17 protein-coding genes are annotated in these 15057 nt (G+C 32.6%); 1 reads left to right on the forward strand and 16 read right to left on the reverse strand.

Annotated features, from left to right (window positions below; translation table 11 throughout):
- Window positions 1–180: 180 nt before the first annotated feature.
- The 15 genes from HMPREF2619_RS11675 to HMPREF2619_RS08105 all read right to left on the reverse strand — a co-directional run bounded on the left by HMPREF2619_RS11675 (window position 181) and on the right by HMPREF2619_RS08105 (window position 13115).
- Window positions 181–315, reverse strand: a complete 135-nt coding sequence (locus tag HMPREF2619_RS11675) for a hypothetical protein (RefSeq protein WP_257960397.1) — start codon at window positions 313–315, stop codon at window positions 181–183.
- A gap of 146 nt (window positions 316–461) precedes the next feature.
- Entirely contained in the window at window positions 462–1328 is an 867-nt protein-coding gene (locus HMPREF2619_RS08040; RefSeq protein WP_037612709.1) for a helix-turn-helix domain-containing protein, read from the reverse strand.
- A 114-nt stretch (window positions 1329–1442) separates the two neighbouring features.
- Complete coding sequence (locus HMPREF2619_RS08045) at window positions 1443–3266, reverse strand: SAG1250 family conjugative relaxase (protein ID WP_070460594.1); 1824 nt, start codon at window positions 3264–3266, stop codon at window positions 1443–1445.
- Window positions 3253–3618, reverse strand: coding sequence for a MobC family plasmid mobilization relaxosome protein (locus HMPREF2619_RS08050; RefSeq protein ID WP_049540812.1), 366 nt, complete (start codon window positions 3616–3618; stop codon window positions 3253–3255). The genes HMPREF2619_RS08045 and HMPREF2619_RS08050 overlap by 14 nt, the downstream gene beginning before the upstream one ends.
- Before the next feature lie 4 nt (window positions 3619–3622).
- Window positions 3623–3979 carry an SAG1252 family conjugative relaxosome accessory protein gene (locus HMPREF2619_RS08055; protein WP_049540810.1) on the reverse strand — a complete coding sequence of 119 codons (357 nt, stop codon included), beginning with the start codon at window positions 3977–3979 and terminating at the stop codon, window positions 3623–3625.
- A 382-nt stretch (window positions 3980–4361) separates the two neighbouring features.
- Window positions 4362–7010 (reverse strand): AAA family ATPase, encoded by a 2649-nt coding sequence (locus HMPREF2619_RS08060; protein ID WP_049540809.1) that lies wholly within the window; start codon window positions 7008–7010, stop codon window positions 4362–4364.
- Window positions 7007–7702, reverse strand: a complete 696-nt coding sequence (locus HMPREF2619_RS08065) for an ABC-three component system middle component 1 (protein WP_049540807.1) — start codon at window positions 7700–7702, stop codon at window positions 7007–7009. Before HMPREF2619_RS08065 ends, HMPREF2619_RS08060 begins: the two co-directional genes overlap by 4 nt.
- A gap of 1 nt (window position 7703) precedes the next feature.
- Window positions 7704–9077 carry an ABC-three component system protein gene (locus tag HMPREF2619_RS08070; protein WP_049540805.1) on the reverse strand — a complete coding sequence of 458 codons (1374 nt, stop codon included), beginning with the start codon at window positions 9075–9077 and terminating at the stop codon, window positions 7704–7706.
- 19 nt (window positions 9078–9096) lie between these two features.
- A complete protein-coding gene (gene pezT, locus HMPREF2619_RS08075) occupies window positions 9097–9858 on the reverse strand; it encodes a type II toxin-antitoxin system toxin PezT (protein WP_070460596.1) in 762 nt (253 codons plus the stop codon).
- Window positions 9858–10334, reverse strand: coding sequence for a type II toxin-antitoxin system antitoxin PezA (pezA, locus tag HMPREF2619_RS08080; protein ID WP_033680297.1), 477 nt, complete (start codon window positions 10332–10334; stop codon window positions 9858–9860). Before pezA ends, pezT begins: the two co-directional genes overlap by 1 nt.
- 70 nt (window positions 10335–10404) lie before the next feature.
- Window positions 10405–10677: a hypothetical protein gene (locus HMPREF2619_RS08085; RefSeq protein ID WP_070460598.1), complete on the reverse strand. Its 273-nt coding sequence runs from the start codon at window positions 10675–10677 to the stop codon at window positions 10405–10407.
- A gap of 37 nt (window positions 10678–10714) precedes the next feature.
- Window positions 10715–11098 carry a DUF5945 family protein gene (locus HMPREF2619_RS08090; RefSeq protein ID WP_002933294.1) on the reverse strand — a complete coding sequence of 128 codons (384 nt, stop codon included), beginning with the start codon at window positions 11096–11098 and terminating at the stop codon, window positions 10715–10717.
- Window positions 11095–11328 carry a DUF5965 family protein gene (locus HMPREF2619_RS08095; RefSeq protein ID WP_000152419.1) on the reverse strand — a complete coding sequence of 78 codons (234 nt, stop codon included), beginning with the start codon at window positions 11326–11328 and terminating at the stop codon, window positions 11095–11097. The genes HMPREF2619_RS08090 and HMPREF2619_RS08095 overlap by 4 nt, the downstream gene beginning before the upstream one ends.
- 50 nt (window positions 11329–11378) lie before the next feature.
- On the reverse strand, window positions 11379–12464 hold the full coding sequence (locus HMPREF2619_RS08100) for a thioredoxin domain-containing protein (RefSeq protein WP_070460600.1): 1086 nt from the start codon (window positions 12462–12464) through the stop codon (window positions 11379–11381).
- 9 nt (window positions 12465–12473) lie between these two features.
- Complete coding sequence (locus HMPREF2619_RS08105) at window positions 12474–13115, reverse strand: peptidylprolyl isomerase (RefSeq protein WP_070460602.1); 642 nt, start codon at window positions 13113–13115, stop codon at window positions 12474–12476.
- A gap of 159 nt (window positions 13116–13274) precedes the next feature.
- Between HMPREF2619_RS08105 and HMPREF2619_RS10955 the strand changes: the two genes are divergently transcribed.
- Window positions 13275–13472, forward strand: coding sequence for a hypothetical protein (locus tag HMPREF2619_RS10955; RefSeq protein ID WP_081730850.1), 198 nt, complete (start codon window positions 13275–13277; stop codon window positions 13470–13472).
- Between the two features lie 619 nt (window positions 13473–14091).
- On the opposite strand, the gene HMPREF2619_RS08110 is transcribed toward HMPREF2619_RS10955, so the two are convergent.
- Window positions 14092–14973 (reverse strand): ROK family protein, encoded by an 882-nt coding sequence (locus tag HMPREF2619_RS08110; RefSeq protein WP_070460604.1) that lies wholly within the window; start codon window positions 14971–14973, stop codon window positions 14092–14094.
- Window positions 14974–15057 lie beyond the last annotated feature (84 nt).

Consider the following 15057-nt stretch of genomic DNA (forward strand, 5'->3'; position numbering starts at 1 on the left):
TATAACTAAATACTTACCTGTACAGGTAAGACTCTCCTTACAAATATAATGATGATTTAAACAACTTTTTAAACTATATTTTACTCCCTTCAATACATCTGCCAGGATATAGAATTCAAACATCAACAATTTTAACCCTCTTTTTTAATATATTAAATTTGTTTTCTAATATCTAAATTTTTATCTAGAAACACCGTTTGCAGGACCAGGATCAATTTCTGTTGCCTTTATATGAGATTGGGGTTTCGATACAATCCCTAACAGAATTAAAACTATAACAACTAAAGTAACAATTTTTTTAAACAAATTTTTCATATTTCTCTCCTCTTTTTTGCCTTTAGTTTATCACTTCGATGTTAGTATGTCAACAATTTTATAAGGCTTTTTTATTTTTTTTTATTAAATACATATTTGTATTGTTTTGGATTAAAAAAACGATGCTTAATTGAACATCGTCTTTGCTATTCTGTTATATCTGCAATATAATGCTCGATTTTAAGAGCCATCGACATATTTCCCTCAAGCTTATATAGGAAATAAGCCGTTTCAAAGTACTCTTTTACTGCAACTTTAGAAGAAAAATTCTTACTGACATTTCCCATCAATACATACAAATCAGCCAAAAGATATGTTGTTCTATACGTCTTACATTGCTTTATCGTATCTGTGATTTTAGTAATAGCCTCTTCAGTATTATTCTGCAACCATAGATAGCGACAAACATTATAATTAAATTTAATAGAAAGGTTTAATTCTTCGATTGTGTTTAACTTGAGTTGATTTACTTGACACTCTAACTTTTCTCGAATTTCATTAAAGCTCTCTAAATCTTCAATATCATAATAAAAATTAAATAGAGTATTTGAAACTTGAAGGTAGAACAGGTCAGTTACATTTAACTGAGACAGTACCTTCTCCAATCTTGCCACAGCTTCCTCTTTTTGCCCATAGAAATAAAAATCTATAAGAGATTTTATCCACTCCATATAAAATTTATTTACTAGAGACAAGCGATGTACCTTTACACTCTCTAATTCATATATATATTTCAAAGACTCATAATTTCGATTTGTGATAAATGTCTGGGCTAACTTCTTAAACTCTGATAGCTCATCAATCTCTTCTACAATTTGCTCATTAAAAAAATAATCTATACTAACTTTTAACTTCTTAGACAGAGCATATAAAAAGTCTGCTCCTGGAGTAAATTCTCCATTCTCTAATCGACTAATCTGTCCCTGTTTACATATCCCCTCGGCCAATTCTCGCTGAGACATTTTTAATTCTTTTCGTCTATTTTTTAATCTGGTTGCTAATAGTGTGCCCACGTTTGCATTTTCCTTTTCTATTCGATTTCAATTTCAATTGTAACATGATTAAATTTTAAATACAAATTTATAAACCAAAAGATACAAATTATAGATAAACAATGACTAGATAGGTTATTTTTGAAAACCCATCTCTTCTTCTTTTGAAATTTTCTTACTCACACGATTGATAAACTTATTCAGTTTAAATACGATGTTCTCATATATATCTTTTTCTAATGCCAATTGATTTCCCAACTCCTTCAGATTCTCTTCCACAACATTAATACTAATTGCCTCAGTTATATTCAATTTTGAAAGATTCAACTTCATTTCTTGCTTGTTTTTAACTGAAGACAGTAAATATTCTGCTACTTGATTTAAGGTTATCACTCGTTCTTGCAAAGCATTGATTCTCAACTCAGACGCTGCCAGTTCACGCACTAGCTCGTCTTTAATCGTGATATAAGATTGATTTTCCACATTCAACTTAATCAAAGCATCCACTTCTTCAATCTTTTCTTCAATCATCTCCACAGTCGTTTTTCTGTGGAATGGAATTGTTTGATTTTCAGAGCTGAATTGGCGAATCAACGTTCTACCTTTCATATAGCGGTTTTTCTCGGCGTCATCTTTGTGATAGACATAGTAGGCGCTAGTTTCTCTGATAAAAACCTTCACCTTATCCTCTTCCATATCTAGCTCCATGTTAGGTACAAAGACAAGCCCCTCCTGACGAATACCAAACTTGATCTTGATGTAAATTCCATCATCCACTACTTTTTCGATTTGATTAAATGACAACTCTACCTCAAATTCATGAACAGCGTCCCTGTTTTTCCTGAACCCTTGATAGGACTCCCAAAATTTCTCCTCGCTGGGGAGTTCTTTTTCTTTGGAGATTTTCTCTTCTTGATAAACTTGAACTAAATCCTTAAGTTCTGGAGCTTTCAATTTTTTTCTCTTTTCAAAATAATCTTTGAAAAATTCTACATCGTAAAGATTTTTCTTATTTAGTTCGGTCTCTTTCACCTCTACTCCTGAAAATTGAAAAGAAACATGCTTTTGCTTAGGACTGATATTTAATCCAAATAGTTTTGCTTTTTTTATCAGAGTTTCTAAGTTATCAACATTGGGTAGAAGAAATTCCATAAGCTCTTCTATTTTTCTTTTGGCAAAGTAATTCTTGAAAAACTCTTCTGTGTAAGGTTGCTTGCGATTGAGTTTATTACCACGCACCACTTGTCTCATAGTTGAGTCCGTCATAAAAAAGGTGGTATGCTTGTGACCGAAATCCATCTCCATATGTAGTAATGGAGCGTTCTTTTTTAAATCCTCAAAATCGGTAGAATTTTCCATCAAAAAATAGAGTCGTTGTTTGAGTTCGTACTTGTGATTGGTCTTACGATAAACTTCAAACTGCTGGTGGGAATAGCGATTCTCTATAATTTTCGCCCCTGCAATTTTACAAAATCTATCTGAAATCATTCGAAGATTTCGTTCCACATTATAATCCCACTTGAGTTTTTTGTCCGAATTACTATCAACCGAGTTGATAATGATGTGATTATGAAGGTGATTTTTATCAACGTGAGTCGCAACGATAAAACGAAATTTGCCACCGGTTAACTCCTTCATTGTCTCATAGCCGATCTGATTGATTTGTTCAGGAGTGAGATGATCCTCTGGAGAAAAAGACTGAATGATATGATGGGCATGAATTTTTCGTTGCTTTTCCTCTAACCTAGCATGCCGAAAATTATAAAGCGTATCATTTCTGATAAAAATTTCATGATACATCTGCACCATCTCATCATAGCTAGGAAAATCCAGAAAATTTCTCATGCCATAGTCCGATACCAATGCAAGATTCTTGGTCTTATCAGGATTAAGAATATACTTGATAATTTTTCTGCGATAACTCTTTCCGTGAATGGCAAAATGCTTAGTGATGACCATAAAACTCCCTCAACTTTTTTGCTTGAACACTAAACTCTTTCTCTACCTCACTTATCAAGTCATCGATTCCCTTTTTCAAGTCTTGCAATTCTTTACTTGAAATCAACTGAGATTGATTGACACTTCGGGCAATCTGGTTAATATTGTTGCCAATCCTCTTCAACTCAAACACCAAATCTTGATAACCAGTTGTATCAATGGTGATGAAATTCATACCAGGGTCAAGTAGGGTTCGTCGAGCATATTCTGAAAAAGATTGACAACCGCTTTGGTCGATATAATGTTTCAACTGACTCAATTCGCTATCAGAAAGGAAAACTTTCTTTAGATTGGTTCGGTAACGATTTTCCATGTGCCTACCTCATGTATTTTTTACGGAAGTCTTGACTAAGAGGAATGGAGTTCCCTATTTCTTGAATCAATTCCTGCACACAGGTTAAGAGAATGGATACATGTTCTTGGGTGACTTGATGTTCTGCCCTTGATAAGATTAAAATCTCATAAACATCACGACTGATTTGTTCTAGCTTTTGAGATTGCCAGAAGGTGAACCACTTTTCAGCAGTCATTTCTAACTCGTTCTCCAGTAACTTGTTTCTGGCAAATGAAGAAAAGTGTTCAAATCCTTTATTTTTCATCATTATGTCAATCATTTCTAATTCATTTGCGGTCAAATTAATCTCTTTGCGAATGTCTCTGTATTGTTCTGACATACTACTTCCTCACTTTTATCTATTGTCGGATAATTCCCGACCCCGTGTCAACCACGGGAAACTTATAAAAACAAAATCTATCGTCTTGTAAGGCTTTGCGAGCTCAGATATTGTGTCCACAATATCCCAAAAATCATATCGCCAACCGACCAAAACCTTCCAGTTTTGACAGCCAACGATAAGATAACTTGGTTGCTTCGCCCCCAAACCCCCAGGTAAAATTCTTAGTTGGATTTTTAAAAGTTGAGAAAAGTATAGCAGAAGAAATTTGGGGAAGTTATCACAGGAGAATGAGAGGATGAAAAAAGAGAGCCTAGGCTCTCAAATACCGTCTTAATGAAACAATGTTTTTTATATTTCCATTAACATATATATAGTCTCATCAACTGCCAACTTCAACATCCGATAATAAGATATTCTTTATATTTTTTAGCCCTACATTTGATATTTCGGAATCTGAAAATAGTTCAAATTTATATTTTATAAACATAGCACTACCATCATTATGTGTGGACATAATAATTTGATAGTCTGATAATGAATGTCTTATTAAATCAATTAAAGCATATACATTCATAGAATCCATATCTTGAATCGGATCATCAATTGATAAAAATTTGAACCCTCTTGAAATCTTAAATGTAGTATTTAGTGCCAAAGTGAAAGCAAACGAAATAACAGCTACTTGTCCAGAACTCAATTGATACATCACATCCTGCTCACTATTACTATTTGCTATAAACCTGATATTAGAATTGTTTTGAGTTGTTAGTAGAACTCCCATTCCTTGTTGGTAATTTTGTAAAATTTTAGCAGTGTACATATAGAAGGGAAGCTTCAACTTTTGAATCATCTGTTCTTGGTAAAACTTTATATTATTATTTAATTCTCTAACACGATCCTGAAGATATGTAATCGTTTGTTCAATGATTTGAAGACGTTTCTCAATTTGGTGAAACATCGTTAAACTTTGTAATTCAAACTGGTTAATAATATATTCTCTCTTTTGATTGATACTTTCTATAGTACAGTCCTCAAAAGTTTTTTCCTTAGATGCAAAGTATTTATCAAATAGATTTTGTGAATCTAAACTTTTAGAATAATCAAATACTATTTGAGATCTAAGAACCCCTAAAAATACTAGTAACCTATCTTTGTTCTCTTCAAATTTATGCAAGGAAATGGGTAAAAGGTCATAAGAAATTTCATATTTCCTTATTGATTCTCCAGCTAAAATAGAATATTTTTCTAAAAGTTTTTCAAAATCAACACTCTTATTTACAACTCTAAGGAAAGTACCATAAACTTCATTTGGAATCAATAGTTTTTCTTGCAATGAACTTATTAACTCTGTTTTCAAATTCTCAAACTCTTGTAGCGAAGCACTCTTATCAACAGGCAAAGGAGTAATCTCTGAGTTCATTACAACCAAGTTGCTAAAAGACTCAGGAAAATTATAATTACTTATGGATCGTATGGCCGCCAAAAAATCATCAGGAATAACAAAGAGTTTCTCTTGCTCCATTTGGATCTGATTTTGTAACTCCATTTTTAATTGATTTAATTCTTCAACCAAATTTGAAACTTCTATTTCAAAATTAGTCAAATTTTTACGTAGTTGATTCGTTGTTTCTTCATAGGCTGCCAGTAAATTCTCGCTCTCTCCCCAATCATAACCACAAAATATACATTCCGAATGATTTCCAGTGCTATGTTCTTTTAGACGAGTTCTTATCTCGAGTAGCTTGTTAATCGACTCTGTTCCATCATCTAGCTGCCCTTTTTTAAACTTATATTCTGTTAATTTAGGTTCAAATTTTTCAATCCATAGCCTGCCAAATTCCCATCCTGTAAAATTATTTAAAGAATTCTCAATTGATTTGATATCAATTTTAGCAATTTCAACATCAAGTAAGCTCTTCAATCTTTTTCCAAATTTAAACAACTTACTATCGTTTTCCAACAAGTCCTGTCGTTCAAGATAGTTTTTAAGTAAAAAATATGAGAAATTTTTTTCATTTGAAATTAAACTATAATTTTGTTTAATTGACTCTATATTTTCCTGATTTTCAAGTATTTCTCTAACTATTAAGTAAATAGTAAAATCTTTATCATCCAGTACCTCTCGCTCAAATTGCTCACTTTGTTTTCTAAGGTAGTAATCTTTTGGAGAAAATGAATTTCGAAATTCTTGTAATTTAGTAATTTCTGATAGATATATATTTAAACTTTCATTTGACAATTCTTCATCAAAAATAAGCGACTTATTGTTAAAAGGAAAGTCAATATCCGATCTAAGGGATAGCTTATAATAAGGCACCTCATTTCCTATAGATAGATTTTCTAACTTGTTTTTTTTATCTTTCAGATAGTTTTTATTAGACAGTAGCGTTTTTCTTAGTTCATCTAATCGTTTCTTTCTATCAACATAGTTTCCAATATTTAACAGGAAATTCAATTGTTCCTTTCTATCTTTCTCCTTTTGCTTCAAATAATAAGCTGTTTCATCTTGTTGAATATAATGAAACAAATCAAAAGTATCACCTAAGCTATAATCTTCTGTTTCATATCCTAAAAACTGACTAATGTCCTTTTGTATATCTCTTTCACTCGACCCCTCAAATTCTTCCTCAGATTGAAATGAAATTCCTGAACCAACCCGAACTCTTCTTTGAAATTTAGAAAATGAAAACTTTGGTACATTGCTATCCTCAGTATTCATACTACTCTTATAGAGACTAGATATTATCAAAGAATTACCCTCATCATTTGTCAACATAAGCTCGATGAATGTATTTTCATTAGGATTATTTTGAAAATATGGAGCACTAAAACTACTTCTACCGTCACTATAATCGGATTCTTCAATTCGACGAATTTTCCCAGTTAATGATAACTCTATTGCATCAAAAATTGTAGTTTTCCCAAATCCATTTGGTCCAACAAACAAAGTTACACTCTCCTGAAAATCAATAATTCTAGTTCCCTTTATATTTTTAAAGTTTTTTATTAAAATTTTTTCGATTTTCATTTTAATAATTCTCCTATTTGTAGTAAATCTGAAATATTATCATCATCGGTAGAAATATCTTGTAGTGATTTTGATAATTTCTCACCAGTGACCTTAGTATAAAAATCCAATAATCTATTATCTAATTCATCCTTATCATCCTGATACTGATTTTCTATACTTTTATAAATATCATTTCTTTTAGGGAGTGTGAAAAATGGTAGTTTTACTCCAATTTCCATCGCCATAAAATACGACTCACTAAAAAACATATCCTCTTCAAAAGCGTCAATATTAAATTCCAAGTAATTATAAAGTGCTTCATTAGTGGCTTTATCACGTAAATCTGATAACCCATTTTGAGTATATAATATGACGAACTTTCTAAAATAATAATAGTCCTCTTCAATCAACAATATTGATCTTTGGATTTTTTCATCTTCAAAAGTATCTTTCAAGTCATCAACTTCTACCAAAATAAACATAGAAGTATTTTTCTTGATATTTTCATGTTTTGATGTTAGTGATACTCTTTCAAATTCTTTTATTACTTGTGAAGTCTTATCATCTTCGAAAAAATTATTTAGCTCATTAGGACTATATTGACTAACAATAAAATACTCGGAATTTTGTAAGTTAGTATAGAAATCAAATTCTGTATCCAACTGGATAAAATGGTTATTTTGTAAAAATTTTAGAACAATGTCTCTCATATTAGTCCTCCGGTACCCTCAAACTCTTTTCTTTTGCTTCCTTAATGCTAATAAATTCCATATTCGATTTAAAAATGTTATGTTGTACCCCAGTACTCCATTCTTCACGATATCTATTATCTAGCATGCCATCAAATTCATCAATTTTATTCCAAATATGCAACTCATCTATATCTCTATTAATAAGAAAATCATGATTAAAAGTAGCTTTTAAAAATTCTGAGTTGTCAATTATTTCTTGAATAATTTTTGCAATTCTCCCAGGTCTATCCTGAATACTAATCAAAGAAGTTCTATAACTCTTCTCATTATTATCTAAATAACTGTAAGCTTTAAACGAAAATCCCTTAAATTTCTCCAGCAACACATAAAATATATCCTCTATTGGGGCTTTACGAAACAAGTCTAAAAAATTTTCATCTGAATTTTCGTGTGGTAACATCATTCTCACAAATTCATAAAACTCATCTTTAGTCAATGACAGTAAATGATTATTTATTTCATCCATAAGTTTAAAATCTTCCTCACTGATGTCATTTGCATAATCACAATGATATTTTTCCCACCTATAGATCAAATTATTCTTCATTTCATATACTTCATCTTTAGGAACTTCCTCTTCAATAATGGAAATTATTTTCCCAAAAGATATTTCTGGAAAACCAGATTCACTATGTGCTTCTCCAATGCTATGATCCAATAAAGAACCTACATACCTGAGATATACTTGCTCTAGATGTGAGTCACTATCATTCAATGAATTACCCTTTAATTTTAAAATTTCTTTTATTTCAGCTATACAATAATCTTTAATTATATCATCATTTTCCTGAGAAAGTGGACAATAAAAAAGATCATTAGCCTGATTATATTTATAAAGCCTGACACAAGAAATATTATCTGTGTATTTTGTTCTACTAGGATATTTTTTAAAATAATCATCTTTTGATAGATTAAAATCTGGCACATCTACAATCACATGTAGATATATGTTTTCTTTAGAAACCACCTCACGTGCTACATTTCCACTACCATCAAATTCATGAACCTGATATCCCTTAACATTTATTTTTTCCTTTCCCTTTTCAAACTTCCTAGTTTGTATATTAAAAAGGTCTGAGTAATCCTCTCTCTCATTACCATTGACATAGGCTTTTACTTGATGCCTCGATAATACTTGATCATCATCACCAACAATATCGAAGTCCTCAGCATTCTCATATCTTATAGCATAATCCTCAAGATTTTCTATATTATTTTCAATGCATTCTCGTAATTGTCTTAATGCTACTAAAAAGCCAACTTTTCCTTGATGAATATAACCACTCCAACTTGGTGTTGCATTCCTATTTTGGTCAATGTTTGAAATCGCCAACTTAATCCCCCCTATTATTTTACTCTTTGTTAATCACCCACAACCGTTCCTGTCCTACCTTCATCATCTCCTCTTCTACCATACTCCACTCTCCTAAAAGGCAGTTTTGAAGAACTTCTGCTGCTGACCTTTCATTGGTTTCAGAATCATAGATGCAAGTCATATCTCGTTGATAAATTTGAATTCTTTCAAAAATAGCTAGTTTTTCCAATTGCCGTGTATTATCAACTAGATGATTTACAATGAAATCATGATGTTCTTTTGGAGTTGCGCGTGCTTGATTTGGATTGATAGCGTACAGTTCTTCGTATCGGATAAGAGTGCTCAGATAGGACAGCTTAGGCTTTGTCGCAATCAAGGCTAATTGTACTTCATATCCCTTATTTTTCAAGAGTTGTGCCGTTTTCTTTGGAACATCAATTGTTCGTAAAGTTCCCTCGATCAAAAGATTGTATCCCAAATGACTCAATTCAGTTACTAAAGACTCTACCATTTTACCTGCAAAATCCTTGGTGTATTCTACACTATCTTTGCCATATTCTTGCTGCAGTTCTAAATAGTGTGGATGCTGAGAACGAAAACTATCACCATCTATGATAACAATATTTCCTTGAAATTCTTTCTGTTTAATACGATGAATTGTAGTCTTACCGGCACCACTTTGCCCTCCAAGCAAAATCGCTATAGGTTGCTTACTGGACTTTTTTCCTCTTGTCAGTGAACGAAGATTCCGTGCTAGAGCATGTTTGAATTCACTGTCAGTATAATCTTGGATTTCCATTAGGCTACCATCCGTTTTTCAGATATCTCTAACATACGTTCAATTCCATCCAAATAGCCGCTATACCTCTCTATTTCATCAAAATTTTCTACTAAATAGATATTTGTATGAATCAAGTCAGATAGATCATCACTCATTAAAATCCAAGGATTAGATTCATCATCAATGCTAATTCCCTGACTATCTTGATAACGATAGAGTCGTGATAATAGATTAGCACCTCTTTCTTTCACAATTTCAATTTTTAAAGTCAATTCATAATCTTCAACAGGATTCAGCATTTTATCTTCTCCTACAATATCGACATAAGATACATTAAACTTCTGACAAATAATGTCTATTAGTTCCGTAGAGACTGAACTCGTTCCATTTTCATACCGGCTCAAGCTATTTCGAGAAATTCCTACAATTCGGGCAAAGTCGTCTTGTGTTAAGTCGTGTGTTTTACGTAAGGATTTTATGTTCTTTCCAATCATGGCAAACTCCTTTTATTTTTATACCACCATTATAACATTTAGAAAAAGTAAATGCACCATTTTTGGTGCATTATTGGCTGTTTTTCCTAAATCTCTCTAAATTCTTCTCCAATTGTTCCTTATGAAGTTGATTTTTAGCTTTTTTTAATGTGTCGTCCAAAGTTTCTTCCCTATAAGTTGTTTCTGTTTTTAGTTGTTGTGATTCTTGATTTGGAGTGAAAATGATATCTAGCAGTCGGTCTATTTTTTCAAGATCTTGGACAGACATATCAGATAGTCTATGAATTAGCTTTTTAAATACATCACTATTGTCGTGATTTTTCTTAAAAAATGTTGTAAACATCTATAACCTCTCAAAAAAAGCAGCCTATCAGGACTGCTTAGTGTAATTCGGAAATCGCATCATAAATGGACTGCAATTTCTTATTGTCTTTATTCTTTGTGTCGATCAACGTATGTAGCTCTTCAATTTTCTTTTGACTACTTTGAATATCGCTATTGTTATCTGCAATCAGTCTTTTAAGATGTTGCTGATAACTTGTAGTGATATCTGTCTCTTTTCCTGTTCTAACCTCTGTAACTTTGGGCTTAGAACTAGAATTTGATTCCGTCACAGGTGCTTGTTTACGCTTTTGAAAAGCTGCTTCATAATTTACATCATTACCTCCTTGATGATTTCCAAATAAGGCCGCAATTTTATCTGGATCTTCTTGATTTTCTGATTTACTTTCTAATGGTTGATTAAAATTCCAATCTTTTGTCATTCACTCATTTCATCCTTTCTAAATTCAGAATCATCGAATTGTCTTTCTTTACCAAAGGCATGGTCAAGAGCTTCTTCAAAACTCATGTGACTAATGCTTTGACGCCTTTTGAACGTCGCAAACATCGCTGTCTCCAGTTGTTCTTTGTAAGCAGCTAGTTTTTCTGTCTCTCTTGCTACCTTACTTTCTTGCCTAGTGACCTTTTCTTCTAAGCGTTCGATTATGGTCATATACGATCCTCCTTCATTTTAATATTAGCTAAAACATCTTGATTTTGTTATCACAATTCTAAACATTGAGAGGTTTGCCTTACTGGTTGATTCCTCAATGTCTCTTTTGCATTCTCGATCATCAATTGTAAATCTGATTTCTTTTCGCGAAGAATATCGTTCCAGTCTATTTTTTCTTTCCCATATTCATTATCAGGTAAATCCAGTAAAACAGGAAATCCTGATTGAGATAACTTATCAGAAAAATCTTTACCTGCATCATCACAATCTACCGCAAGTGTTAATAAATCGGGATGATTATCAAAATAAGTAGTTGTATCACGAATTGTATTCATCAAAGGCAATAACTTTGAAGGTATTACTGTATCTAAGAATTTCAACTTCTGATTTTCTTCAGCTATCAGTCGTAAAGTTTGATAAGCGACAACAGACCTTTTTAATCCCTCCATAGATACCAAACGAACATCAAATAGACTTTGTTGATGCAGTTCGTAATAGCTCATCAAGTCGATGAACGATTCACAAAAGACCAGTCTATTTGGTTTACCAATGTCAAAGGATATTCCAACATGTCCATGGCTTCCTTTTAGAATCGTTTTTAACCTCTCTCTCGGAAGAAAATTATTCTTATATATCCCTTGTAAGCTTGCTGCCTGCAGCTTGTGACGATGATTAAAGCTTTTAAAAACAATAACAGGTTCAACTGTTTCATTTGTTTTCCAACTGGCTTGTGCCATCAATCCTTGTTGAATCATCTTTTGTACGATTTCTTCTGCGATTCCTCTACATTCTGTTAAATAATATCTGGCTAGACTACAGTTAGAATCTTCTACTCTCTTTAAAGGATAATAAAATGGTCTCTCTCTTTTTTCTTGAACAGCTTCTTTTTGAAAAGGTTCTTCAGAAAGAAAGGCTAGAGCTTCTTTAAAAGAAATTCCCTTAACAAGTCGAACAAAATCAATGACATCACCTTGAATATCTCTTGAAAACCATTTAAAAGTATTGGTAGTTAAAAAAATCCGAAATGAATCGTGTTCAGGATGTTCATAGACACTGCTAGAAACTTGTTTGAAGGAGATACCTAAACGATTGGCTACATCAAGAATTGAAATTTGCTTACATTCTTCTATTTCCATGCAATATCATCATTTTGTCGTAGTATTTGGCAGTGATGGTATTGATGATGATTCTTCTAAAGTTTTAGGAGTGGTCTTATCTAAATCATCTAACCCCGATCTCCAAACCTGTACTTGGTTGACCAATAACTTACCAGGTAGTTTAGAATAGGATAACTTAACTGTTCTTGTTTCTGTCTGATTAGTCTTTGATTGGTTGGCATTCTTTAAATCAGATACATAGGTTACATTATAAGAGACCATGGCAATAGCTTGATTCGTAGTCTGATTGACAAAGATATCAGCTTTTTCAAAATGATAATCCAAAATATAATCCTTATACACTTGGTTCATGGCATCATTTTGACTTGACAATTCTTGAGAATAAGCCGATTCAGTCATATAAGGTTGAATACGTGTATTATTTTCTCCGAGCTTTTCTTTCGTATAGTACTGCGTCAAAAATTCTTTTACAGTATCCGATGACAAAATGCTGGCTTTATCTTCTGCTTGTTTGTCCTCTACAAGTTTAGCTGCAGCCAATTCAATCTCTTTGCGACTTTGTTTAGCAGTAGAATGTTGACCAGCAGTATATCCCATCATGAGAATAAAGCTAGTTGCGGCTACTGCTCCAACACTAATTAAGGCTTTAGTTTTGACTTTATTTAACATCTTAGACCTTCTTTCTATAAAAACTAGGTCAAGAATAACAAAAAGGACTTGTAAGTTTTATCACACCACAACGAAAGGTGATTCCTACATTTCAGGCGCAAAATCGTACAGTTCAGAGAAAAATATCAAAATTAGCTGTCTTCAGTTTATAATATAAATATGAACAAATTAAAAGAAGAAAATTTGAGAAGAGCTCTTTCTCATATTGAACGCCATAAACAAGCCATAAATACAAGTAATAATAGTGAGGATTATGATTTTCATAAATTATTACTCCAATTTAGCTATGAAGTATATGAAAGAATCAAGGCAAATAAAAAACCCTATCCGAATTTAGATTCAGATAAAGTCTTTTAGATATCTAACAATTAAATCATCTCATAAGTTTTTATAAAAGGCCTGAGGAATTCTAACCTAGTGAGATTTATTAGGGATATCCCCCCAATTTTTGAAATTTAGTTTTAATTTATTTTTTACTTGTGCTTCATTCATTTTTTAAAATATATCGTTAGAAGATAAGTCACTTTTATTATTCTTAAGTTTTCATTTTAAAATTTTTCTTTCCCTCTTTTCTATTTCTTCCTAATAGCATCGAACTAATAAGCTCCCCATCTTCAGACTTCTAATTATTCTAAACTAAATATCATTAGCATTAAAAATTTTATTATAAACTAATTAACTAAAAATGTTAACAAATAAATAAAAAAACTATGTACGGGAAAAACCATAGTGTTTATTGTTCTAAAAGAAATGAGATAAAAAACAAAAATGTTAAACTCAAATAATTTCTAAAATATTAGGACAAAAAGTGTCACCTTAAGAGAATCACTTATTAAGGAAGTTAATACCCTTATTAGGTACACTTTAGTATACCCAAAAATAAATAATTGCACAAATTAAATGTTAACGTTTGAATTTATATGTGTCAATCTAAGTTTAATAAAAAAAGAGAGGACATTGACATCCCCTCTTTATTTTAGTGCTTTGTTCTAAAATGATAGTAAGCTCCAAGCATACCAGCAGTATTTTGGAACTGGGCAAATTCTAATCTTGTGTTCTCAGCCAAACTTGGAATCAAGGCTTCTTTCAAGGCTGAACGAATCTTTGGTTTGAGGATAGCTTCCCGCCCCATGATGCTACCACCCAGAATAACAACTTCTGGATTGGCAACATAACAGATATTAGCTATTCCTTTCCCAAGGTAATCCACCATTCGGTCAATACCAGCCATGCAGATTTTGTTTCCTTCAGTAGCTTCATTGAAAATACGTCGACAATTCCACTGTTCAATATCTTCTCCATGTGCTTGAGCTACATATTTCACTAAGGCTGTCGTAGAGGCCAAGTCTTGGAAATCTCCATCCCGCATATGCATATAACCAACTTCACAGGCCGAATTGCTAAATCCATGGAAGACTTTCCCATCCATAATCAAGCAACTACCGATACCTGTTCCAATGGTCAAGTAAAGGATGACACTCACTCCCTTTCCTGAACCAGATACCTCTTCAGCAAGACCTGCACAGTTGACATCATTTTCAATCTCACAAGGAATATTAAAACTAGTCTCGATTTCCTTTTTGAACTGCGTTCCTGCGTAGTTAGGGATTTGAGGCCCAGCATAGAAAATCTCACCCTTATCAGGGTCCACCATCCCTGCAGAAGAAATGGCAACACCTGCTACTGGTCCTTTTTCTAAATAGCTGGCTACGATATCTTTGGTCTTTTGTAAGATATGAGGTCCACCTTTATGCGCCTCTGTTGGCATTTCATGCGATTCAACAAGTTGGCCTTCTTGGTCGATCAAACCATATTTGATGTTGGTTCCACCGATATCAATTGCAACGTAGTGTGTCATAAATACCTCCTTATGGATTAGAGGAAGCGCTCCTTGGTTTCGCGAATCAAGGCTGCAGCTGCTTCTACAACTGGACGATCTTCT

Source organism: Streptococcus sp. HMSC074B11 (genome assembly GCF_001808705.1).
Classification (GTDB): Bacteria; Bacillota; Bacilli; order Lactobacillales; family Streptococcaceae; genus Streptococcus.

What these genes read in the sequence shown, in the direction of transcription:
- HMPREF2619_RS11675 (WP_257960397.1), bottom strand. Translation starts at nt 315, where the DNA reads ATGAAAAATTTGTTTAAAAAAATTGTTACTTTAGTTGTTATAGTTTTA.
- HMPREF2619_RS08045 (WP_070460594.1), bottom strand. Translation starts at nt 3,266, where the DNA reads ATGGTCATCACTAAGCATTTTGCCATTCACGGAAAGAGTTATCGCAGA.
- HMPREF2619_RS08050 (WP_049540812.1), bottom strand. Translation starts at nt 3,618, where the DNA reads ATGGAAAATCGTTACCGAACCAATCTAAAGAAAGTTTTCCTTTCTGAT.
- HMPREF2619_RS08055 (WP_049540810.1), bottom strand. Translation starts at nt 3,979, where the DNA reads ATGTCAGAACAATACAGAGACATTCGCAAAGAGATTAATTTGACCGCA.
- HMPREF2619_RS08060 (WP_049540809.1), bottom strand. Translation starts at nt 7,010, where the DNA reads ATGAAAATCGAAAAAATTTTAATAAAAAACTTTAAAAATATAAAGGGA.
- HMPREF2619_RS08065 (WP_049540807.1), bottom strand. Translation starts at nt 7,702, where the DNA reads ATGAGAGACATTGTTCTAAAATTTTTACAAAATAACCATTTTATCCAG.
- pezT (WP_070460596.1), bottom strand. Translation starts at nt 9,858, where the DNA reads ATGGAAATCCAAGATTATACTGACAGTGAATTCAAACATGCTCTAGCA.
- pezA (WP_033680297.1), bottom strand. Translation starts at nt 10,334, where the DNA reads ATGATTGGAAAGAACATAAAATCCTTACGTAAAACACACGACTTAACA.
- HMPREF2619_RS08085 (WP_070460598.1), bottom strand. Translation starts at nt 10,677, where the DNA reads ATGTTTACAACATTTTTTAAGAAAAATCACGACAATAGTGATGTATTT.
- HMPREF2619_RS08090 (WP_002933294.1), bottom strand. Translation starts at nt 11,098, where the DNA reads ATGACAAAAGATTGGAATTTTAATCAACCATTAGAAAGTAAATCAGAA.
- HMPREF2619_RS08095 (WP_000152419.1), bottom strand. Translation starts at nt 11,328, where the DNA reads ATGACCATAATCGAACGCTTAGAAGAAAAGGTCACTAGGCAAGAAAGT.
- HMPREF2619_RS08100 (WP_070460600.1), bottom strand. Translation starts at nt 12,464, where the DNA reads ATGGAAATAGAAGAATGTAAGCAAATTTCAATTCTTGATGTAGCCAAT.
- HMPREF2619_RS08105 (WP_070460602.1), bottom strand. Translation starts at nt 13,115, where the DNA reads ATGTTAAATAAAGTCAAAACTAAAGCCTTAATTAGTGTTGGAGCAGTA.
- HMPREF2619_RS10955 (WP_081730850.1), top strand. Translation starts at nt 13,275, where the DNA reads ATGAACAAATTAAAAGAAGAAAATTTGAGAAGAGCTCTTTCTCATATT.
- HMPREF2619_RS08110 (WP_070460604.1), bottom strand. Translation starts at nt 14,973, where the DNA reads ATGACACACTACGTTGCAATTGATATCGGTGGAACCAACATCAAATAT.